The 20,202-nt window shown below is 65.8% G+C and carries 22 protein-coding genes; 17 read left to right on the forward strand and 5 right to left on the reverse strand.

Annotation, left to right across the window (positions count from 1 at the left end):
• Positions 1-8 precede the first annotated feature (8 nt).
• On the reverse strand, positions 9-1,700 hold the full coding sequence (gene ggt, locus SH584_RS06820) for a gamma-glutamyltransferase (RefSeq protein ID WP_324805780.1): 1,692 nt from the start codon (positions 1,698-1,700) through the stop codon (positions 9-11).
• Positions 1,701-1,709: 9 nt separating this feature from the next.
• Positions 1,710-2,741: a quinone-dependent dihydroorotate dehydrogenase gene (locus tag SH584_RS06825; RefSeq protein ID WP_324809512.1), complete on the reverse strand. Its 1,032-nt coding sequence runs from the start codon at positions 2,739-2,741 to the stop codon at positions 1,710-1,712.
• Between the two features lie 121 nt (positions 2,742-2,862).
• Between SH584_RS06825 and SH584_RS06830 the strand changes: the two genes are divergently transcribed.
• The 12 genes from SH584_RS06830 (at position 2,863) to SH584_RS06885 (ending at position 12,586) form a co-directional block, all read left to right on the forward strand.
• Positions 2,863-4,722 (forward strand): DUF885 domain-containing protein, encoded by a 1,860-nt coding sequence (locus SH584_RS06830; protein ID WP_324805782.1) that lies wholly within the window; start codon positions 2,863-2,865, stop codon positions 4,720-4,722.
• Between the two features lie 35 nt (positions 4,723-4,757).
• Positions 4,758-5,735: an oxygen-dependent tRNA uridine(34) hydroxylase TrhO gene (gene trhO / locus SH584_RS06835; protein ID WP_324805783.1), complete on the forward strand. Its 978-nt coding sequence runs from the start codon at positions 4,758-4,760 to the stop codon at positions 5,733-5,735.
• On the forward strand, positions 5,719-6,354 hold the full coding sequence (locus SH584_RS06840) for a glutathione S-transferase (protein ID WP_324805785.1): 636 nt from the start codon (positions 5,719-5,721) through the stop codon (positions 6,352-6,354). The genes trhO and SH584_RS06840 overlap by 17 nt, the downstream gene beginning before the upstream one ends.
• Positions 6,355-6,420: 66 nt before the next feature.
• Complete coding sequence (locus SH584_RS06845; RefSeq protein ID WP_324805787.1) at positions 6,421-6,825, forward strand: SUF system Fe-S cluster assembly regulator; 405 nt, start codon at positions 6,421-6,423, stop codon at positions 6,823-6,825.
• Complete coding sequence (gene sufB / locus SH584_RS06850; RefSeq protein ID WP_324805789.1) at positions 6,822-8,309, forward strand: Fe-S cluster assembly protein SufB; 1,488 nt, start codon at positions 6,822-6,824, stop codon at positions 8,307-8,309. The genes SH584_RS06845 and sufB overlap by 4 nt, the downstream gene beginning before the upstream one ends.
• Positions 8,306-8,680, forward strand: coding sequence for a hypothetical protein (locus SH584_RS06855; RefSeq protein ID WP_324805791.1), 375 nt, complete (start codon positions 8,306-8,308; stop codon positions 8,678-8,680). The genes sufB and SH584_RS06855 overlap by 4 nt, the downstream gene beginning before the upstream one ends.
• A complete protein-coding gene (locus SH584_RS06860; RefSeq protein WP_324805793.1) occupies positions 8,677-9,087 on the forward strand; it encodes a hypothetical protein in 411 nt (136 codons plus the stop codon). The genes SH584_RS06855 and SH584_RS06860 overlap by 4 nt, the downstream gene beginning before the upstream one ends.
• Positions 9,087-9,830 carry a Fe-S cluster assembly ATPase SufC gene (gene sufC, locus SH584_RS06865; protein WP_324805795.1) on the forward strand — a complete coding sequence of 248 codons (744 nt, stop codon included), beginning with the start codon at positions 9,087-9,089 and terminating at the stop codon, positions 9,828-9,830. Before SH584_RS06860 ends, sufC begins: the two co-directional genes overlap by 1 nt.
• Entirely contained in the window at positions 9,827-10,567 is a 741-nt protein-coding gene (locus tag SH584_RS06870; protein WP_324805797.1) for a SufD family Fe-S cluster assembly protein, read from the forward strand. Before sufC ends, SH584_RS06870 begins: the two co-directional genes overlap by 4 nt.
• Positions 10,564-11,778, forward strand: coding sequence for a cysteine desulfurase (locus SH584_RS06875; protein WP_416385117.1), 1,215 nt, complete (start codon positions 10,564-10,566; stop codon positions 11,776-11,778). The genes SH584_RS06870 and SH584_RS06875 overlap by 4 nt, the downstream gene beginning before the upstream one ends.
• Positions 11,775-12,233, forward strand: a complete 459-nt coding sequence (locus tag SH584_RS06880) for an SUF system Fe-S cluster assembly protein (protein WP_322841929.1) — start codon at positions 11,775-11,777, stop codon at positions 12,231-12,233. The genes SH584_RS06875 and SH584_RS06880 overlap by 4 nt, the downstream gene beginning before the upstream one ends.
• Positions 12,233-12,586 carry a HesB/IscA family protein gene (locus tag SH584_RS06885; RefSeq protein WP_324805799.1) on the forward strand — a complete coding sequence of 118 codons (354 nt, stop codon included), beginning with the start codon at positions 12,233-12,235 and terminating at the stop codon, positions 12,584-12,586. The genes SH584_RS06880 and SH584_RS06885 overlap by 1 nt, the downstream gene beginning before the upstream one ends.
• Here SH584_RS06885 and SH584_RS06890 read toward each other — a convergent pair.
• Positions 12,583-14,889 carry a S8 family peptidase gene (locus SH584_RS06890; protein WP_324805801.1) on the reverse strand — a complete coding sequence of 769 codons (2,307 nt, stop codon included), beginning with the start codon at positions 14,887-14,889 and terminating at the stop codon, positions 12,583-12,585. The two genes, SH584_RS06885 and SH584_RS06890, sit on opposite strands and share 4 nt — an antisense overlap.
• A 110-nt stretch (positions 14,890-14,999) precedes the next feature.
• On the opposite strand from SH584_RS06890, the gene SH584_RS06895 reads away from it, so the two are divergent.
• Complete coding sequence (locus SH584_RS06895) at positions 15,000-15,683, forward strand: pyrimidine 5'-nucleotidase (RefSeq protein WP_324805803.1); 684 nt, start codon at positions 15,000-15,002, stop codon at positions 15,681-15,683.
• Complete coding sequence (gene dapD / locus SH584_RS06900; protein WP_324805805.1) at positions 15,680-16,498, forward strand: 2,3,4,5-tetrahydropyridine-2,6-dicarboxylate N-succinyltransferase; 819 nt, start codon at positions 15,680-15,682, stop codon at positions 16,496-16,498. The genes SH584_RS06895 and dapD overlap by 4 nt, the downstream gene beginning before the upstream one ends.
• Here dapD and SH584_RS06905 read toward each other — a convergent pair.
• On the reverse strand, positions 16,476-17,048 hold the full coding sequence (locus tag SH584_RS06905) for a TlpA family protein disulfide reductase (RefSeq protein ID WP_324805807.1): 573 nt from the start codon (positions 17,046-17,048) through the stop codon (positions 16,476-16,478). The genes dapD and SH584_RS06905 overlap by 23 nt on opposite strands.
• 16 nt (positions 17,049-17,064) lie before the next feature.
• On the opposite strand from SH584_RS06905, the gene argH reads away from it, so the two are divergent.
• The 3 genes from argH to SH584_RS06920 are packed head-to-tail and all read left to right on the forward strand — an operon-like array spanning position 17,065 to position 19,621.
• Positions 17,065-18,444 carry an argininosuccinate lyase gene (gene argH / locus SH584_RS06910; RefSeq protein ID WP_324805809.1) on the forward strand — a complete coding sequence of 460 codons (1,380 nt, stop codon included), beginning with the start codon at positions 17,065-17,067 and terminating at the stop codon, positions 18,442-18,444.
• Positions 18,444-18,767: a hypothetical protein gene (locus tag SH584_RS06915; protein ID WP_324805811.1), complete on the forward strand. Its 324-nt coding sequence runs from the start codon at positions 18,444-18,446 to the stop codon at positions 18,765-18,767. The genes argH and SH584_RS06915 overlap by 1 nt, the downstream gene beginning before the upstream one ends.
• Positions 18,764-19,621, forward strand: a complete 858-nt coding sequence (locus tag SH584_RS06920) for a UTP--glucose-1-phosphate uridylyltransferase (RefSeq protein WP_324805813.1) — start codon at positions 18,764-18,766, stop codon at positions 19,619-19,621. Before SH584_RS06915 ends, SH584_RS06920 begins: the two co-directional genes overlap by 4 nt.
• Here SH584_RS06920 and SH584_RS06925 read toward each other — a convergent pair.
• Entirely contained in the window at positions 19,608-20,159 is a 552-nt protein-coding gene (locus SH584_RS06925; protein WP_324805814.1) for a response regulator, read from the reverse strand. The two genes, SH584_RS06920 and SH584_RS06925, sit on opposite strands and share 14 nt — an antisense overlap.
• Positions 20,160-20,202 lie beyond the last annotated feature (43 nt).

Consider the following 20,202-nt stretch of genomic DNA (forward strand, 5'->3'; position numbering starts at 1 on the left):
TCTGTCTCCTATTGCTGGACCGCAGCGCCTTCGCTGCGCGGGTCGGCGGCGCCGATCCAGCGGCCCTCCCGCCATTCGATCGCATTGGCCTTGAAGCCGGGTTCACGCGCGCGGACGTCGGCATGGCCGAGCGCCTTGAGTGCAGGGATCATCGCTTCGTGCGAAGTGCCCTTCTCGACGAAGACCGTGCTCCCGCCGGGCGCGAACAGCACCGGCAGCGCGATCGCGTCCTGAGCACTTAGTCGCCAGTCGATCACGCCGATGATCGCCTTGGCCACCTGCGCGATGATGGTCGCGCCGCCCGCCGCCCCAACCGCGAGGCGCACACGGCCGTCGGGACCGAACACGATCGTCGGTGACATCGAGCTACGCGGTCGCTTGCCCGCCTCGACCCGATTGGCGGTCGGCAAGCCGTCCTTGTCGGGTACGATGTTGAAGTCGGTCAGTTCGTTGTTGAGATAGTAGCCGTTGACCATCAGCCCCGACCCGAACACGCTTTCGATCGTCGAGGTCAGGCTGGCGACGTTGCCGGCGCGATCGGTCGCGACGAAATGCGACGTTCCATTCTCGACCTGCTGCGGCGCCGACGCGAACTTCGGCGCGCCCGCGGGCACTCCGGCAGTGACATTTGGAATCGTCGCGATCGGCGAAATCTGTGCCGAACGCGAGGCGAGGTAGTTTCCATCGACGAGACCCGTGACGGGGACTCGGACGTGATCGGCGTCGGCGAGGTAGCGGTCGCGATCGGCGTAGGCGAGGCGCATCGACTCCGCGATCAGATGCCAGCTGGTCGGTGAATCCATGCCGGTCGCCGTCAGGTCGAAGCGCTCGAGCTGCTTGAGGATCGCGAACACGGTGGTCGCACCTGACGAGGGCGGTCCCATGCCGCAAATCTTGTAGCCGCGATACGCGCCGCAGACGGCGTCGCGCTGCTTGGCCGAATAGGACGCAAAATCGCCGGTCGTCATCGGCGCCGGGTTGGTCGGTGCCGACCGCACTGCAGCGACCACCGCGCCGGCATTCGGGCCGACGTAGAAGCTCTCGGGACCCCGCGCGGCAAGGCCTTCGAGAAAGTCCGCAAGCGCCGGGTTGAGGATGCGCGTCCCGACCGGCTTGGGCGAGCCATCGGCCTGATAATAGATCGTCCGGGCAGCGGCGGTCATCGCGCCGGTGCGACGGCTGCGATCGAGTGCGCCATGCATGCGCGCCGTGACGACGAAGCCTTGACGCGCCAGCGCAATTGCGGGGCCGAACAGATCGCGCCACGCCAGCTTCCCGCCATCGCGGTGCGCGAGCGCCATCATACGGACATTGCCCGGAACGCCGACGCTGCGCCCGCCGGGAATGGCGTCGCCGATCGAAAGCGGTTTGCCGTCGACGTAGAACCAGCGCGGGTCGGCCGCCATCGGCGCTTCCTCGCGTCCGTCGAAGGTCGTGACGCGGCCGTCGGCGGTGCTGGTGACGAGGAAGCCGCCTCCGCCGATCCCGCTCGATTGCGGTTCGACCACGGTCAGCGCGAGCAGGGTGGCAAGCGCCGCATCGGTCGCGGAGCCGCCAGCGCGAAGCATCTGCGCGCCCGCATCGGCGGCACGCGGATCGGCGGCGCTCACGACGCCGGGCGCCGAAGTGGGAGACGAGGGGACAGTGGCGCAGGCGCTGAGCGCCAGGCTGACGAACAGGATCGAGAAACGGCGGCGCATCGGCTCGGGCTAGCCGCTTCCCACAGCCTCGGCAATGCTCGACATGCCGCGCTCGCGGAGGCGCTTCGTCAACCCGTCGGCGATGCGGCGTGCAAGCCCCGGACCCTCGTAGACCAGCGCCGAATAGAGCTGGACGAGGCTCGCTCCCGCGACGATCCGTTCCCACGCGTCGTCGGCGCTTGCGATCCCGCCGGCCGCAATCAGCGGAAGCTGTCCGCCCGAGGCCGTGTGGAACGCATGCAACTGGGCGAGCGCAAGTGGCTTCAACGGTGCGCCCGACAAGCCGCCTTGTTCCCCGCGCTGTGAAGACTTCAGCGGCGGGCGCGAGACGGTGGTATTCGAGACGATTAGCGCGTCGATGCCGCTGTCGATCGAAGCGCGAACGATCCGGTCATGGTCGCCCGCCTCGAGGTCGGGCGCGACCTTGAGGAAGACGGGCGGACCGCCGGTCGTCCGCGCCGCGCGCACGGCTTGAAGCAATTCGACGAGTTCGCCGCCCGCCTGCAGGTTACGCAGGCCCGGCGTATTGGGCGACGAAATGTTGACCGTCAGATAGTCCGCGACGGGCGCCATCCGCGCAATTCCATCGGCATAGTCGGCGATGCGATCGGCCGCATCCTTGTTGGCGCCGATGTTGACTCCGACGATGCCGCGCCGTTCGCGCTTGCGCAGCCGTTCCAGCGCCACCTGCTGCCCGTCATTATTGAAGCCCATGCGATTGATCACCGCGGCATCGTCGACCAGCCGGAACAGTCGGGGTCGCGGATTGCCTGCCTGCGGTTGGGGGGTAAGCGTCCCGACCTCGACGAAACCGAACCCCAGTTCGAGCATTGCGTCGGCGCATTCGGCATTCTTGTCGAACCCTGCGGCGAGACCGACGGGCGACGGGAAATGAATCCCTGCCACCGTCGTCGCGAGTTCACCGGCAAAATGCGGGAGGGGTCGACGCGGCGGCAGGCCGAGGAATCGAACCGTCGCGCGGTGCGCGGTTTCCGGATCCATCGCGAACGTGATCGGTCTGACGAGGCGGTAAAGGTTCATGTCGTCCATTCGTTCGTCGAATAATGCGTCACCTTGGCCTTGAGGCGGCGACGGGGTTTGTTCAAGACGCTCATCGAGTGCCGATCAACCCCGGCACGACATTGTTCGGAAAGGCCCCGCTTTGCTTCGATCGCTGCTGCTCGCCTCGACCTGCCTCCTTGCCGCCTGCGCCACGACCGCGCCCGACGCGCTGGTCGCCCCGCCCCCGGCCGAAGATGCCGCTGTCGCCACTCCGGTCGCCGCCCCGCGCGACCAGGCCGCCGAACTCAAGCAATTCTTCATCGATTACGACAAGGCGGAACTGGCGACCTCGCCGCTGAGCAAGGCCTATCGCGGAATCAAGGACGGCGATTACGGCAAGCTCGATTCCTTTTCCGACGCCGATGCGATTGCCGACCGCGAGCTCGATCAGCGCACCGCCGACGCGATGGTTGCGCGCTTCCAGCGCGACGGCCTGAGCGCCGAAGACCAGTTGAGCTACGACCTGCTGACCTACCGCAACCAACGCGCGGCGAGCATCTTCGGCTATCGTCGCAACGCCTATGTCTTCGACCAGATGAATGGTGCGCAGGCTGACATTCCGGCCTTCCTGATCAACATTCACAAGGTCGAGAACGAGCAGGACGCCAAGGACTATATCAGCCGCATCAATGCCACCGGCCGCTACATCGACGAAGCCGTCGCCGAGTCGGTCGAGCGAGAGAAAATGGGCGTGCTTCCGCCAAAGTGGGTCTTCCCGCAGGTGCTGGAGCAGTCGCGCAACCTGATCAGTGGCGCGCCCTTCACCGCCGGCAGGGATAACGACCTCTATGCCGACTTCAAGGCGAAGGTCGGCAAGCTCGACATTCCGCAAGAGCGCAAGACGGCGCTGATCGCCGAAGCGCATGACGCGCTGATCACCTCGATGGGTCCCGCCTATCGTCGGATGATCGCGTCGCTGACCGCGCAATCGCGTCGGGCCGGCACCGACGATGGCATCTGGCGCTTCCGCGATGGCGCGGCGCAATATCAGGCGCTGCTCAAATATTACACGACCACCGACCTGACCGGCGATCAGGTCCACGACCTCGGCCTGGCCCAGGTCGCGCGCATCCATGGCGAGATGGAGGCGATCAAGAACCAGGTCGGCTTCAAGGGGACCTTGCAGCAATTCTTTGCGCACGTCCGCGACGGCAAGCAATTCTACTATCCCAACACGCCCGCGGGCAAGCAGCGCTACATCGACGAATCGCTGAAGGCGCAGGCGCAGGTCCAGACCGCGCTTCCGCGCTATTTCGGCCGGCTTCCCAAGACCGCGCTGCTGATCAAGGCGGTCGAGCCGTTCCGCGAGAAGAGCGCGGGCAAGGCCTTCTATAACGATCCGCCGCCTGATGGGTCGCGGCCGGGCACCTATTACGTCAACCTCTACGACATGAAGAACATGCCGTCGGTCGAGGTTGAGGCGCTCTTCTGTCACGAAGGCATTCCCGGGCACCATCTGCAAGGCGCGCTGCTGAGCGAATTGAAGGAAGGCGAAGTGCCGCCGTTCCGCCAGTTCTCCGGCTACACCGCGACCGACGAAGGCTGGGGCCTTTACGCCGAAAAATTGTGCAAGGAGATGGGGCTGTACACCGACCCCTATCGCGACTTCGGCCGGTTGCAGCTCGAACTTCACCGCGCAATCCGGTTGGTCGTGGACAGCGGGCTCCATCACAAGCGCTGGAGCCGCGAGCAGGCGATCAAGTACGTCGAGGACAATAGCGCCGACGCCAAGGGCGGGATTGTGAAAGCGATCGAGCGCTACATCGTCTACCCGGGGCAGGCGACCGCCTACATGGTGGGCAAGCTGAAATATGAGGAGCTTCGCGCCCGGTCGAAGGAGGCGCTTGGCGACAAATATGACGATCGCGCCTTCCACGACACTGTCCTGTTGGCGGGATCGATGCCGCTCGACATGCTGGAGAAGCGCGTCGACGACTGGATCGCGCGCACCAAGGGATAGGCTGACTCGGCGCTCGGCCGGCGGTATGGGGCGGCATGAATGTCTGCCTCACCGCGAACGCCGAGCCGCTGAGCGTCGCCGCGCTCTACTGCTTCGCGCGGTTCGCCGATTGCGGGGCGATCCGCGAGCCGCTCGATCGCCTGTGCCGCGAACAGGGCGTCCGCGGCACGCTGCTGCTCGCGTCGGAAGGGATCAATGGGACGATCGCCGGGCCTTCGGCAGGGATCGCAATCGTGGTCGATCACATTCGCGCCCTACCGGGCTGCGCCGATCTCGAGGTCAAATATTCGACCGCGGAGACGATGCCATTCTACCGCCTGAAGATCCGCATCAAGCGTGAGATCGTCACAATGGGCCAGCCGGACATCGATCCGTCGGCAAATGCCGGAACCTACGTCGAGCCCGAAGACTGGAACGACCTCATCTCGGACCCTGACACGATCGTCATCGATACGCGTAACGACTATGAAGTGGCGGTTGGCTCCTTTGCCGGGGCGATCGACCCGAAGACCGCCAGCTTTCGCGACTTTCCGTCCTGGTTCCGCGACACACGCGACGAACTGATCGGGAATGGAAAGCAACCACGTGTGGCGATGTTTTGCACCGGGGGCATCCGATGCGAAAAATCGACGGCGTTCCTCAGGCAAGAGGGCCTTGAGGACGTTCGCCACTTGAAGGGCGGCATCCTGAAATATCTGGAGCGAGTGCCCGAGCAGGAAAGCCTGTGGCGGGGCGAATGCTTCGTCTTCGACGAACGCGTCGCGGTCGGACATGGCCTGCAGCCGGGGACGTACGAACTTTGCCGCGCCTGCCGCCGCCCGTTGAGTGCGCAGGACCGGTCGTCCCCGCATTACGAAGAAGGCGCCAGCTGCGGGGCGTGCCACGGCGAGCGGACCGACGAGCAGCGCCAATCCTACCGCGAGCGGCACCGCCAGCAGGTCCTGGCCGAGAAGCAGGGACGGCTTCACGTCGGCGCGGAGATTTCAAGGCGAGCGGATGACCGGGCCGACTGACCCGATCCTCTACAGCTTTCGCCGTTGCCCCTATGCCATCCGTGCTCGCTTGGCACTCGCGGTCAGCGGTACGCGGTACGAGCTTCGCGAAGTCAGCCTTCGATCGAAACCGGCGGAGATGCTGGCCGCCTCGCCAAAGGGAACGGTGCCGGTGCTGGTCCTGCCCGACTGCGTGATCGATCAAAGCCTCGACATCATGCGCTGGGCATTGAGGAAACACGATCCCGAAGACTGGCTTGAGCGCGACGATCAGACGCTGGTTGCCGCCAACGACGGTTCGTTCAAGCATGACCTCGATCGGTACAAATATCCCGACCGGCACGGCTGCAATCCGGTTGAGCACCGCGAAAGTGGGCTGGAATTTCTTCGGATCCTCGATGCACGGCTGTCGACAACGACGTTCCTCGGCGGATCGGCAAGAGGTCTGACCGATGCCGCAATCGTCCCGTTCGTTCGCCAATTCGCGGCCGTCGATGCCGACTGGTTCGCCGCCCAATCACTTCCGTCACTGAAGCGCTGGCTCCACGATACCCTGGCATCCGACCTCTTCGTATCCGTCATGATGCGGGCGGCACCGTGGAGCCCGGCCGACCCTCCGGTCCAAATCCCGGCGCACTAGCCTTCGGCAGCGGTTGAAAATCTCGTGTTTGTCGCCTAAATCGGACTGGAAAGCTCCGATTAAGAAATGCGACTCACCCATCTTGCCGACTATGCGGTCGTGATGATGACCGCGGCCGCGCGCCGCAAGGCATCGTCGCGCCTGTCCGCGACCGAACTCGCCGAGGAAACCGGCGTGCCGCTCCCGACCGCGCAGAAGCTGATGCAGCGTCTTGCGACCGCGGGCCTGCTGGTCGGGCAACGCGGCGCGGGCGGCGGTTACGCGCTGGCGCGCCCGGTCACCGATATCAGCCTGGCCGACATCGTCGAAGCGGTCGAAGGCCCGATCGCGCTGACGCAGTGCGCCGGCTCGGACGAAATCAGCGATTGTGCGCTCGATGCGCATTGCCGGCTCAAGCCGCACATGGGCGTCGTCGGCGCCAAGGTGCGTGGCGCACTCGGCGCGGTCAGCCTTCAGGAACTTGCCCAATGAACGAACAGACCGTGGTCAACAGCGACGAGCCCAATGCGGAATTCAAGGCGGCGATCGCCAAGGATTACGAGTGGGGCTTCTCGTCCGACATCGAACAGGAATTCGCGCCCAAGGGGCTGAGCGAAGATACCGTCCGCTTCATTTCCGCCAAAAAGGGCGAGCCCGAGTGGATGCTCGACTGGCGCCTGAAGGCGTATCGCGCGTGGCTGGAGATGGAGGAGGTCGACTGGGCCAAGCTCGACATCCCGAAGATCGATTACCAGGACGCTTATTATTACGCGGCGCCTAAGGCGAAGCCGAAGCTCGGCAGCCTCGACGAGGTCGATCCCGAGATTCTGCGCGTTTACGAGAAGCTCGGCATCCCGATCGAGGAGCAAAAGGTGCTCGCGGGCGTCGAGGGCGCGCGCAAGGTCGCGGTCGACGCGGTGTTCGACAGCGTCTCCGTCGCGACCACCTTCCGCGAGGAATTGAAGCGTGCGGGGGTCATCTTCCTCAGCATCTCCGAAGCGATCCGCGAATATCCGGAGCTGATCAAGAAGTACCTCGGCAGCGTCGTGCCGCAGCGCGACAATGTCTTTGCCTGCCTCAACGCGGCGGTGTTCAGCGACGGCACCTTCGTGCTGGTCCCCGAAGGCGTGCGCTGTCCGATGGAGCTGTCGACTTATTTCCGGATCAACGCCGAAAATACCGGGCAGTTCGAGCGCACGCTGATCGTCGCCGAAAAGGGCAGCTACGTGTCCTACCTTGAGGGCTGCACCGCGCCGATGCGCGACGAAAACCAGTTGCACGCGGCAGTAGTCGAGATCTACGCGCACGAGGACGCCGAGGTAAAATATTCGACCGTTCAGAATTGGTATCCAGGCGACGCCGACGGCAAGGGCGGCATCTTCAATTTCGTCACCAAGCGCGCGCTGTGCGCAGGCGACCGGTCGAAGGTGTCATGGACGCAGGTCGAAACCGGCAGCGCGATCACCTGGAAATATCCGTCGTGCATCCTGAAGGGTAAGGACAGCGTCGGCGAATTCTATTCAGTTGCACTGACCAACAACCGGCAGCAGGCCGACACCGGCACGAAGATGATCCACATCGGGTCGGGCAGCCGGTCGACGATCGTCAGCAAGGGCATCAGCGCGGGCCGCAGCGATAACACCTATCGCGGGCTGGTGAAGGTAATGCCGAATGCCGAAAATGTGCGCAACTTCACCCAGTGCGACAGTCTGCTGCTCGGCGGCGATTGCGGCGCGCACACGGTCCCCTACATCGAGGTGCGCAACCCGACCGCGACGATCGAGCATGAAGCGACGACCTCGAAGATCAGCGACGACCAATTGTTCTACGCGCAGATGCGCGGTCTCGACGCCGAAAGCGCGGTCGCGCTGATCGTCAACGGCTTCGCGCGCGACGTGTTGAAGCAACTGCCGATGGAGTTCGCGGTCGAGGCGCAGAAGCTGCTCGGTATCAGCCTCGAGGGAAGCGTCGGATGATCGCGTTGGCTCTCCTGTCGATTCAGGCTTCGGCGATGCTCGCACCGCCGTCGGAGGTGGTTGTCATGGCCCGGCGGTTAAAGGATTGGCGCGGCACGGCGTCGGCCAATGCGAAGGGCACGCGCTGCCGTACGGTCAAATCGACAGGAGATGCCGATCTTGACCGCATCGCCTGCGATTCGATGCGTTATTGCATGATCCAACTGACGCCCGATTTCACCGCGGCACGCGACAAGCGCCTTGCCAAGTCGGAGCGCGAAGCGCGGATGCGGCTGATCAATATTCGCCTGGCTCAGTGCAGCGAGCAGCAGCACGGGGTTCGTGTCGCCGACATGGTCGAGCGCCGGTTCCAACGGACGATCACCCAATGATCGCCCTTACCCTCACCGCGCTTGCGCTCACCGGCACGACCGAACTTGAGACGCTCGACCGGGCGGTCGAGACCTGCGCGCGCGACGTGGTCAATCCGGCCTTCGCGGCCGAAGCCAAGCGCCGCAGCGGGTTCATGACCGGCATCTTTCGCGAGCAGGAAGAACTGGTCGCCGCGCGCCTCGACCTGTCGAACCGCCGCCGCGTTCTGCGCGAAGCGGGCGTGACCGCGATCAAGGGCGGCGACAGCGAAATCACCCTTTCCCTCGCGAGCCAGGCGATTGAAGATCGCCAGCGCGCCCTCAACGACCGCCGCATGCTGGAAGGCATGCGCAACGAAGCCATGGATGCGAAGCGCCGGTTCTACCTGTCGCACTGCGCCACCGCCTCCGCCAAGGACCGCAATTGATGCTGATTATCGACAACCTCCACGCCACCGTCGGTGGCAAGACCATCCTCAATGGGCTGACGCTCACGGTCCCGACCGGCGAGATCCACGCAATTATGGGTCCAAACGGCGCCGGCAAGTCGACGCTCGCATACGCGCTCGGCGGCCGTCCCGGATACGAAGTGACCGACGGTAGCGTCACGCTCGACGGGCACGATCTTCTCGCGCTCGAGCCGCATGAGCGAGCAGGCGCAGGGCTTTTCCTGGGCTTCCAATATCCCGTCGAAATCCCCGGCGTTTCCTATCTTCAGTTCCTGCGCGAGAGCCTCAATGCACAGCGGCGTGCGCGCGGCGACGCCGACCTGTCGGGCGCGGAGTTCATTCGCCTTGCCAAGGCGCAGGCCGCGACACTGGGTATGGACTCTGAAATGCTCAAGCGTCCCGTCAATGTCGGCTTTTCCGGCGGCGAGAAGAAGCGCGCAGAGATGGTACAGATGGGCATCATGGGACCCAAGCTCGCGATCCTCGATGAGACCGACAGCGGCCTCGACATCGACGCGCTAAAGAGCGTCGGCGCGGGCATCAATGCGATCATGCGCGATCCGCAGAAATCGGTGCTGCTGATCACTCACTATCAGCGGCTTCTCGACTATGTGAAACCCGACGCAGTGCACGTGCTCGAACGTGGTCGCATCACGCGGTCGGGTGGCGCCGAACTCGCGCTCCAGCTTGAGCGCGAAGGTTATGCCGAGGTTGCCGCGTGAGCGAAGCGCTCCCGACCCGAAAGAATGAGGCGTATCGCTACGCCGACATCGACGCCCTCGCGTCGGTATGGCGCGATCTTTCTTCGCCGCAGGAGATTGAAATTGCTGCGCAGCAAGAGCTGCAGCAAATCTGGCTGCCGAACGCCGATCCGGTCCAGGTTCGGCGTGCGACGATCGTGCTCCAGGCCGGCGCGTCTGCGTCATTCTACGCACTCAACACCGCGACGCGTTACGGCCGGTTCGAACTCGACGTCACCGTGCACGACGGCGCCGATTTCACGCTGGATGCCGCCAACATTGGCGATGGCGATTGCACACTGGAAATCGTGACGACGCTTCGCCACGTCGGCATCGGTGGAACGTCGCAGCAGTCGATCCGAAGCGTCCTCGGCGGCACCGCGACCGGGTCATTCCTCGGCCAGCTTGCCGTCGCGCGGACCGGACAGCAGACCGATGCCAGCCAATCGGTGAAAGCCATGCTGCTGTCGCGCGGCGCCACCGCCAATGCCAAGCCCGAGCTGGAGATTTTTGCCGACGACGTGAAGTGCGCGCATGGCGCGACCGTCGGCGAACTCGATCGCGAACAACTTTTCTACGCGGCGTCGCGCGGGATCGATCCGTCGACCGCGCGTGCACTGCTGCTCGAAGGGTTCGTCGGCGGTCTGTGGGATGACATCGACGGCGACGACCAGGGCATCCGCGAGGCCGCGCGCACTGCGCTGCGGGCGATCGCGTGAACGCCCCGGTCACCATCAACAGCGCGCTTCGCGTGCGCGACCAGTTCCCGGCGATCCCGCGCGGCTGGCACTATCTGGATAGCGCCGCGACCGCGCAGAAGCCGCAGGTAGTGATCGACGCGATCGCGAATGCCTATGGCCGCGATTATGCGACCGTGCACCGCGGCGTGTACGAACGCTCCGCGGCGATGACGCAAAGTTTCGAGGCGGCGCGCGCCGTCGCGGCGTCGCTGATCGGCGGGGCCGAGCATGAGCTGATCTTCACGCGCGGTGCGACCGAATCGATCAACCTCGTCGCGCAAAGCTGGGGCGCGTCGAACCTGTCGTTGGGCGACCGGATCCTGCTGTCGACGCTCGAGCATCATTCGAACATCGTCCCGTGGCAGTTGGTCGCCGAACGCACCGGCGCGATCATCGATGTCTGCCCGTTGACCGCCGACGGTCGCATCGACCTCGACGCTGCCGAGGCCATGCTGACCGAACGGCACAAGCTCGTTTCCTTCGCGCACGTGTCGAACGTGCTGGGCTCGATCCTCGACGCCAAGCGCGCCGCGACGATTGCGCACAACGTCGGCGCGAAGCTGCTGCTCGACGGGTGCCAGTCCGCGGCGCGGCTGACGGTCGATGTCGCCGACATCGGCTGCGACTTCTACGTGTTTTCCGGTCACAAGCTTTACGGCCCGACCGGCATCGGCGCCTTGTGGGCGCGCGCCGAACTACTCGACGCGATGCCGCCGTGGCAGGGCGGCGGCGCGATGATCGATCGCGTCACGTTCGAGCGCACGACCTACCTGCCCGCGCCCTCGCGGTTCGAGGCGGGAACGCCGCACATCGTTGGCGCGGTCGGGCTGCACGCCGCGATCGAGTGGATGGACGGCATCGGGCTCGATGCACTCCACGCGCACGAAAGCGCACTCGTCGCGCAGTGCCGTGACGCGCTGTCGGCGGTCGACGGCGTCACGCTATTCGGCCCTGCCGACAGCGCCGGGATCGTCAGCTTCGCGGTCGATGGGGTTCATCCGCACGACGTCGGCACCATATTGGATGACGAGGGCGTCGCGGTTCGCGCCGGACATCATTGCGCGCAGCCGCTGATGGACGCGCTCGGCGTCCCCGCGACCGCGCGAGCCAGCTTCGCCGCGCATAGTGATGGCGACGATATCGAGGCCCTCGTGAAGGGCCTGCTCAAGGTGAAACGGATTTTCGGATGAACGACGAGAGCAACAAGATCGAGATCGAAGCGGTCGACGCGGTCGATACGCCCCCGCGCGCCCGAGTCACCCCCGAGTTCGAACGCAAGCGCGACTATCTGTCGGGCTTTCTGGCCGAAACTAAGCCAGAGGCAGGTGCGGGCGGACCCGGCGGTGCGCTGCAGGAAGCCGTCGTCGAGGCGCTCAAGTCAATCTACGATCCCGAAATCCCGGTCGACATTTACGAGCTTGGCCTGATCTACGACGTGGCCGCCACCGACGATGGCGACGTCGTCGTGACGATGACTCTGACGACGCCCAACTGCCCGGTCGCCGAAGAAATGCCGAGCGAAGTCGAGATGCGCGTGCTTTCGGTTCCGGGCGTTCGCGATGCCGAGGTCAAGCTGGTATGGGATCCGCCGTGGGACCCGTCGAAGATGAGCGACGAAGCGCGTCTCGAATTGGGGATGCTGTAATGGCCACCGTCACCCGCCAGCGCCCTGCCGCGATCATCCTGACGCCTGCTGCCGAGCAACGCATTGCCGACCTGATGGCGCGAGCACCCGCCGACGCGATCGGGGTCAAGCTGTCGACCCCGCGCCGCGGCTGCTCGGGGCTCGCTTACTCGGTTGATTACGTGACCGAGGAACAGGGCTTCGACGAGAAGATCGCCACCCCGGGCGGCACCTTTTACGTCGACGGAGCCAGCATCCTCTACCTGATCGGCAGCACGATGGACTGGCGCGAGGACGACTTCGCTGCGGGCTTCGTGTTCGAGAACCCCAATGCCAAGGGTGCCTGCGGCTGCGGCGAGAGCTTCACCGTCTAGAAATCGAGGCTGTAGCGGATCGCGGCGCCCAAGTCGGCGTCGGCGGTGGCGACGTGTCCCGGCTGACGACGCGCATAAAGATTGGCGCCAACCCACCCCTTACCCAGGAGCGTTGAATAGCTTGCTTCGGCGTCGATCTCGCGGCCCGACGGCGTGAAGCTCAGCCGCGACAGGCTGTTGCTCTCGGTCTGCGTGGCATAGTCGTAGTCGGTCGGAAGCATGGTCGCGATCCCGCCGCGTTCGATGCGAAGCGGCTGCGACAGGCGAAGACCGAAACGGTCCTCCTCACGCAAAAGGCCCGTCTTGCCGAGGTCGAGCGCGTAGGATGCGGTTGAGAAGCGGCCGGCGCCGAAGCTGGTCCAGCCGCGCCGCGCTGCGAGCGTTGCCGACCAGCCCGCGCCAAGGTCCCGGCGCGCTTCGGCGTCGACGAACAGGCTCGACGACCCGCTGTTGCCGAACACCGGACCAAGACGACCGCCAAGAAGCGTGTCTTTTTCGTCCAGGCGACTGAGCCCTAATGATCCCCACGTCCTAGAGCCAAAGGCGCGGTCGACCGTCACGCCGTCGAGGCGATACGGACGATCGGTCGCCTCCGTGCGGATCGTCTGCCACACGCGGCCCTGTTCGCTCGACACAGTGACGCCAGCGAAACCAAGGTCGCGGCGGACGGCGAAGCTGGTGCCGCGCCGCGCGTCGAAGCCGGGATCGCCGCTTGTATCGCGGGCGATCAGGAAAGCGTTGGCCTGGGCGCCCGTCAATTGCCGCTCGAGCGTCTTGGCACCCTGCGAGAAACCGAACGCGGCCCTCGTCTTCGAATCAATGCGCGCGATCGCGGAGCCGGCGACGAGCCGCGACTTGCGCGCATCCTCCGGACCGATGCCCAGCTTCGCGACATCGAATGCGCCGGGCAGCCCCTGCCGCTGTGAGACGGTCATCGCGACCGACAAGGGCCCAGCAGTCACCGCCGACCCGCGTACATTCCCGCCCAGCGCGCGCTCGAGCGGTTGGCGCTGTTCGGCGGCGTGCATTCCGCGCGCAAGGTCGGTCGCGAAGGCGCGGCTGTAGCCATCGAGGATCACCACGCCGAGTCCGCCCTTGGCACCGCCATCCCCGGCCGCCGGTGGGAGAGCGCTCGTGGTGCTGCCATCGGTGACCGCGATTGAGGTCCCGGCGAGGCTCGACGTGCCCACCGGCTGGAAGGCGCGCGTAATGTTGAGTCGGCCACGGCCGAAGACAGCGTCGGTGCCGGCGGCGCCGAGGTCGTCGGCGGTGCGGAACAGCAGGTCGACGATCTGTGCGCCCGTCAGATTCGGGAAAGCCTGCGCCATCAGCGCGACTGCGCCGCTGATGACGGGCGCCGAGAAGCTGGTGCCCGAGTAGAGGAACCCGGCGCCAGTGTGGTCGATCGTCCGAACGCGATAGCCGAGCGCGGTGAGATAGGCCGGTGCGCCCGTGCCGGCTCGATTCGAAAACGTCGAGATCTGGTTGAGATCGGTGCCGCCGGCCCCGTCACCGACGCCCACCGATCCCGCGATGATCACATGACCCGGAAACTGCTGCGCGGGAATGAGCGCAAACGCGTCGGCGTTTTCGCGCTTGGCCAAGTCTTCGCCATCGTTACCGGCCGAGATGACCATCACGATCCCCGCAGATGCCGCGCGCTGCATCGCTGCCAGCAGCTGTGTTCCGGCTGGCGATCCGCCGAGCGAGAGGTTGATCACCCGCGCGCCGGCGAGCCGGGCGGCGTCGATCCCCTGGCTGATCGCGCTGTCGAAGAAGTCGCACCCTTCTTCGCTTCCACAGCTGCCCGCGGCGTCGGCCTTAAACGCTAGGATCGTCGAATCGAATGCGACGCCCAGAGTCTGTGCTTCGTTGCGCGACGCCGCGGCGGTGGCAGTTACGGCGGTTCCGTGGCCGTCGTCGTCCGACAACGGGCGACTGCCGGCGACATCGCGGCTGGCGGGATCGATCCGGCCGGCGAACTCCGCGAGCGACGGATTGATGCCGCTGTCGATCACCGCCAGTTTGACGCCGCTGCCGGTCGCGCCCCGCTGCCACGCGGTAATCGCGCCCGAACTGGTGGCGGCATTGGAGCGTTGATACTCGGCGGTGTTGTAGGTGATCGACGTCGGCGTCGGGGTTGGTGTCGGCGTGGGAGTGGGGGTCGGCGTCGGCGTCGGCGTGACCGGAGGCGCAGGCGTCGAGACGGGCGGTGGCGTCGATCCGCCGCCGCCTCCGCCACCACAGGCCGAGAGCGACAGGATCACGCCGGTCGCCACACTCGCCAGAAGCCGTTGTCGCATCGTTCTGTCCCCGCCAAGCCGCTGAAAGTTAACAGCTTTCCCGAATCCGCTATGGCCCGACAAAGCTTTCATTTTGCTGAAGGATGCAAGTCGGATAGGGGCGGGCCACGATGACCCCGCGGTTCGCGCCCCTGTTCGGCAATGTCGAGGCCTGGATCTTTGACCTCGACAATTGCCTGTACCCCGCGTCGAGCAACCTGTTCGAGCTGATCGACCAGCGGATGGGCGCCTACATCCAGCGTCTGCTCGACGTCGACCCGGCCGAGGCCCGGAACGTGCAGAAAAAGCATTTCCATGACCATGGTACGACACTGGCCGGCCTGATGATGCACCATGACGTCGATCCGCATCATTTCCTGGCCGATGTCCATGCCATTCCGCTCGACCGGATCGCGCCCGACGGCCGGCTGGCGCGAACGCTTGCCCGCCTGCCGGGGCGCAAGCTCGTCTTCACCAATGGCGATGCGCCGTACGCCGCGCGCGTCCTGTCCGCGCTTGGCATCGACGACCAGTTCGAAGGGCTGCACGACATTCACGGCGCCGAGCTTCGCCCGAAGCCCGACGCCCATGGCTACCGCCTGCTGCTCGACCGCTTCGGAATCGACCCTGCCAAAGCGGCGATGGTCGAAGACATGGCGCAGAATTTGAGGCCCGCCAAAATGCTGGGGATGACGACGGTCTGGGTCGACAACGGCTCCGAACGCGGCAATCACGGCCATCACCCCGATTTCATCGACCTGACCATCGCTAACGTCGGCGAGTGGCTGGACGACATGCTTGGAGACGCACCGTGACCGACCTTCGCTCGACCATCGAAGCCGCCTGGGACAATCGCGATTCGATCGACGCATCGGACCCTGCGCTTCGCGATGCAGTCGGAACGGCGATCCTCCGCCTCGATTCTGGCGAGGAGCGCGTTGCCGAAAAGGTCGACGGCGAATGGCAGGTCAATCAGTGGCTGAAGAAGGCGGTGCTGCTGTCGTTTCGCCTGAACCCGATGGAGTTGATCCCCGGCGGGCCGGGCGGATCGGGCTGGTGGGACAAGGTGCCGTCGAAATTTTCCGGCTGGACAAACGAAGCGTTCGAGGCCGCCGGCTTCCGCGCGGTGCCGGGCGCGATCGTCCGTCGCGGCGCCTACATTGCGCCGGGCGCCGTGCTGATGCCCAGCTTCGTCAACATCGGTGCACGCGTCGGCGAAGGAACGATGGTCGACACCTGGGCGACGGTCGGAAGCTGCGCGCAGATCGGGAAGAACGTCCATATCTCGGGCGGCACCGGCATCGGCGGCGTCCTCGAGCCGCTGCAGGCAGGCCCGGTGATCATCGAGGACGACTGCTTCATCGGTGCGCGATCGGAAGTCGCCGAGGGCGTCGTCGTCGAGCAGGGCGCGGTCATCTCGATGGGCGTTTTCCTCGGCGCATCGACCAAGATCGTCGACCGCGCCAGCGGCGAGGTCTTCTATGGCCGGGTCCCCGCTTATTCGGTCGTGGTTCCCGGCACGCTGCCCGGCAAGGACGGCGGCCCGGGCCTGGCGTGCGCGGTCATCGTCAAGCGCGTCGACGAGCGCACCCGCTCGAAGACCAGCATCAACGAGTTACTTCGGGACTGACCTCGGCGAGCAGCGCCTTCGCTTCCGCGCCGTTCCAATCCTGGTCGCCGACAAACCGCCACACTTCCTTGCCGGCGCCATCGTAGAGGATGGTCGTCGGCATCACCTGCACGCCAAGCGCGTCAGTGAGCTTCATCTCCGGGTCGTGATAGGCGGCGAAGCGGGCAATTCCCTTGCCTTGGAGAAAGGCGTCGACCGAAGACTTCGGCCCCATGTCTTGGCTGACCGCGATCACGGCAAGCGGACCATCCCCCTGCGCCGCCTGAAGCGCGGCCAGTGTCGGCAATTCCTTGACGCATGGCGCGCACCAGCTCGCCCACAAATTGACCAGCACCGGCTTGCCCGCGAGCGCGGCCAGCGTGATGCTCTTGCCGTCGGGGTCGTTGAAGGCGACCGTCGGCGCCGCTTCGCCGCGATGGCTGCGGTCGACGCCCTTGCTGCTGGTCGGCCCCTCCACGGGCGCTTGAGGCGCTGCCGGCTTTTGCCTATCGCAGCCCGCAACGACGGTGAGACCAAGGAGCAGGGCGATCAGCCGCAACGAAACCGGCACTGGCAATTCCAATCAGATGTGGGGCGGGCGATTTGCAGGCGGCCCGGCCGCGGTGATGCGTGAGATAAATGCCTCGATCGGAACCGACAAGCGCCTATGGCGCCAAGACATCGAGGCCAGCCGCGCCCATGCCGCCATGCTCGGCGCGCAAGGCATCCTCTCGGCAGACGATGTCGCCGCGATCGACGGCGGCCTTGCCATAATCGCCGAGGAGATAGCCGCCGGAAAGCTGGTCGAGGATCCCGCGCTCGAAGACATTCACATGCATGTCGAGCATCGCTTGTCGGTACTGATCGGCGACACGGCGGGCCGGCTTCACACCGCGCGCAGTCGCAACGACCAGGTCGCGACCGACTTCAAGCTGTTCGTGCGCTCGTCGATCGACGAAGCCGTGGCGGGGATCGACGCGTTGGAGACAGCACTGATCGACCGGGCCGAGGAACATGCCGCGACGGTGATGCCGGGCTTCACTCATCTTCAGTCGGGCCAGCCGGTGACGCTGGGTCATCACCTGATGGCCTATCGCGAAATGCTGGTGCGCGATCGCAGCCGCTTCGTCGACGCCCGCGCGCGGATGAATGAGTCGCCGCTCGGAAGTGCAGCGCTGGCCGGAACGGGCTTCGACCTCGACCGCGACCACACCGCCAAGGCGCTCGGCTTCGACCGACCGACCGCCAACAGCCTCGACGCGGTCAGCGACCGCGACTTCGTGGTCGACTATCTCCACGCTGCCGCACTGACTTCGGTCCATCTGTCGCGGCTCGCCGAGGAAATCATCCTGTGGGCGTCGCAACCGTTCGGCTTCGTGAAATTGCCCGACGCTTGGTCGACCGGATCGTCGATCATGCCGAACAAGCGCAATCCCGACGCCGCCGAACTGGTGCGCGGGCATAGCGCGCGGATCGTCGGCGATCTCGTCGCGTTGCTGGTGCTGCTGAAGGGCCTACCGCTTGCCTATGCCAAGGACCTTCAGGACGACAAGCCGCCGCTGTTCGACGCGCACGACCTGCTGGGGCTGAGCCTTGCCGCGATGGCGGGGATGATCGCCGACCTGGAGTTCGTGCCGGCAAAAATGCGGGCGGCGGCGGCGGCGGGTCATGCGACCGCCACTGACCTCGCCGACTGGCTGGTGGCCGAGGCCGGCGTCCCGTTCCGCGAGGCGCATCACATCTCCGGACGAGCGGTTGCCGCTGCCGAAGCAGCGGGCAAGGCGCTCGACGAACTCGACCTTGACCAGCTTCGCGCGATCGATCCGCGCATCGACGAACGCGTCCAGCCCCGGCTGTCGGTCGAGGCCTCGGTGGAATCGCGCCGGTCGGCTGGCGGGACCGCGCCGGAGCGGGTAGCAGGGGCCATCGCCGCGGCCCGCGCCGCGATCGCCAAGCGGGGGGAATGATGAAGTCTGGTCGTCTGGTCCTGATCGGCGCCATCGCTGCGCTGGGCGCGTGCGGCAGCGTCAGCGATCTTGAGCCCCGCGCGGGCACATCCTTGCCGCAAAAGCCCGCCTTGGCATCGCGCGTGCTGACGGCCGACGATTTGCTGACCCCACCGCCCTATGCGCGCCCCGAGCGCGTCGATGAGCTAGGCAAGAGCGGCCAGCCGCGCACCCCCGACCGGTTCGACTTGCCTCCGCCCGATGGCGCCGATGCGCTGCCTGCGGACAGCGAGCCTAATGCCGACACCACCGGTCCCGACAACGTAGGCGAACCGCGCCGATGAAGCCGATCCGCAAGGCGATTTTCCCCGTCGCGGGCCTTGGCACGCGCCTGCTGCCCGCAACCAAGACAATGCCCAAGGAAATGCTGACGGTCGTCGATCGCCCGCTGATCCAATATGCGGTCGATGAAGCGCGCGAGGCGGGGATCGAGCAGATGATCTTCGTCACCGGGCGCGGCAAGGGCAGCCTGGTCGACTATTTCGACATGGGCTTCGAACTTGAAGCGACGATGAACCAGGCGGGCAAGAGCCTCGAGGCGCTCGAACCGTCGCGCACCGGCTTTGGCGAAATAGTGTCGGTGCGCCAGCAGCAGCCGCTCGGCCTGGGTCACGCGGTATGGTGCGCGCGGCATATCGTCGGCGACGAGCCGTTCGCGGTGCTTCTTCCCGACGACCTCATGGTCGGACAGCCGGGCGCGCTCAAGCAGATGGTCGACGCCTATGCGACGCTTGGCGGCAACATCATCTGCGCGATGGACGTGCCCGCCGAGCGCACATCGAGCTATGGGATTATCACGCCGGGCCAGACCGACGGCAGCGCCACCGAAGTGCTTGGCCTGGTCGAAAAGCCCGAGCCTGCCGACGCGCCGTCGACGCTGGGCGTGGTCGGACGCTACATCTTGCAGCCTGAGGTCATGACCCGGCTTGCCGAGGGGCGCCGCGGAGCCGGTGGCGAGATCCAGCTGACCGACGCCATGGCTGACCTGATCGGGACGCAGCCGTTCCATGCGCTGGCGGTCGATGCCACCCGTTACGATTGCGGCGACAAGGCGGGCTATGTCCTCGCCAACCTTGCGATCGCGCTTCAGCGGGACGACCTGTCCCCGCACATCGAGGATTTCCTCAGCCGCCGTTGACGAGGCGGGCGAGCCGGAGGCGCTCGGCCTCACTTGCTTCGAGTGCCTGACGCACTTCGCCCAGTTCGATCGCGCGGGTGACGACACGTGCATCGAGCGTGGCCTTGTCGTGCGCCAGGTCACGGTCGGCGCGGGCGCGGGCAATGCGCCGCGCGATCCGGGCGGCAAGCACTTCGACATGGAATGGTTTGGCGACGACATCATCGGCACCCGCAGCGAAGCCTTCGACCGCGCCGGCGCTGTCCGAGCGTCCGGTGATCAGGATGACCGGCGTCTCCTTCAGCGACACGTCGTCGCGGATCAGGCGAAGCAGGTCGAGGCCGCTCATCGGCGCCATGCGGATTTCAGCCAGCACCAGATCGACCGGCGAGCGCTGCATTTCGGCGGCGGCATTGCTCGCGCATTCGCAAGTGCTCAGGCGATAGCCGATGTCGCCGAGGCGCTTGGTCAGCATGCCCATCGCCGAGCGATTGGGTTCGACCAGCAACAGGCGCGCCGGGCCGGGGCCGAGATTTGAGGACGGAGCCGAGATCGTCATGTCGATCAGGCTAGGCCGATTTGGTTAAGACCGGGTTAGCCAC

It is taken from the genome of Sphingomonas sp. LY29 (genome assembly GCF_035593985.1).
In the GTDB taxonomy this organism is placed as follows: domain Bacteria; phylum Pseudomonadota; class Alphaproteobacteria; order Sphingomonadales; family Sphingomonadaceae; genus Sphingomicrobium.

What these genes read in the sequence shown, in the direction of transcription:
- SH584_RS06885 (WP_324805799.1), top strand. Translation starts at nt 12,233, where the DNA reads ATGGCCACCGTCACCCGCCAGCGCCCTGCCGCGATCATCCTGACGCCT.
- SH584_RS06895 (WP_324805803.1), top strand. Translation starts at nt 15,000, where the DNA reads ATGACCCCGCGGTTCGCGCCCCTGTTCGGCAATGTCGAGGCCTGGATC.
- SH584_RS06925 (WP_324805814.1), bottom strand. Translation starts at nt 20,159, where the DNA reads ATGACGATCTCGGCTCCGTCCTCAAATCTCGGCCCCGGCCCGGCGCGC.
- SH584_RS06880 (WP_322841929.1), top strand. Translation starts at nt 11,775, where the DNA reads ATGAACGACGAGAGCAACAAGATCGAGATCGAAGCGGTCGACGCGGTC.
- SH584_RS06890 (WP_324805801.1), bottom strand. Translation starts at nt 14,889, where the DNA reads ATGCGACAACGGCTTCTGGCGAGTGTGGCGACCGGCGTGATCCTGTCG.
- trhO (WP_324805783.1), top strand. Translation starts at nt 4,758, where the DNA reads ATGAATGTCTGCCTCACCGCGAACGCCGAGCCGCTGAGCGTCGCCGCG.
- SH584_RS06855 (WP_324805791.1), top strand. Translation starts at nt 8,306, where the DNA reads ATGATCGCGTTGGCTCTCCTGTCGATTCAGGCTTCGGCGATGCTCGCA.
- argH (WP_324805809.1), top strand. Translation starts at nt 17,065, where the DNA reads ATGTGGGGCGGGCGATTTGCAGGCGGCCCGGCCGCGGTGATGCGTGAG.
- SH584_RS06915 (WP_324805811.1), top strand. Translation starts at nt 18,444, where the DNA reads ATGAAGTCTGGTCGTCTGGTCCTGATCGGCGCCATCGCTGCGCTGGGC.
- SH584_RS06845 (WP_324805787.1), top strand. Translation starts at nt 6,421, where the DNA reads ATGCGACTCACCCATCTTGCCGACTATGCGGTCGTGATGATGACCGCG.
- SH584_RS06840 (WP_324805785.1), top strand. Translation starts at nt 5,719, where the DNA reads ATGACCGGGCCGACTGACCCGATCCTCTACAGCTTTCGCCGTTGCCCC.
- SH584_RS06825 (WP_324809512.1), bottom strand. Translation starts at nt 2,741, where the DNA reads ATGAACCTTTACCGCCTCGTCAGACCGATCACGTTCGCGATGGATCCG.
- ggt (WP_324805780.1), bottom strand. Translation starts at nt 1,700, where the DNA reads ATGCGCCGCCGTTTCTCGATCCTGTTCGTCAGCCTGGCGCTCAGCGCC.
- sufC (WP_324805795.1), top strand. Translation starts at nt 9,087, where the DNA reads ATGCTGATTATCGACAACCTCCACGCCACCGTCGGTGGCAAGACCATC.
- SH584_RS06860 (WP_324805793.1), top strand. Translation starts at nt 8,677, where the DNA reads ATGATCGCCCTTACCCTCACCGCGCTTGCGCTCACCGGCACGACCGAA.
- sufB (WP_324805789.1), top strand. Translation starts at nt 6,822, where the DNA reads ATGAACGAACAGACCGTGGTCAACAGCGACGAGCCCAATGCGGAATTC.
- SH584_RS06920 (WP_324805813.1), top strand. Translation starts at nt 18,764, where the DNA reads ATGAAGCCGATCCGCAAGGCGATTTTCCCCGTCGCGGGCCTTGGCACG.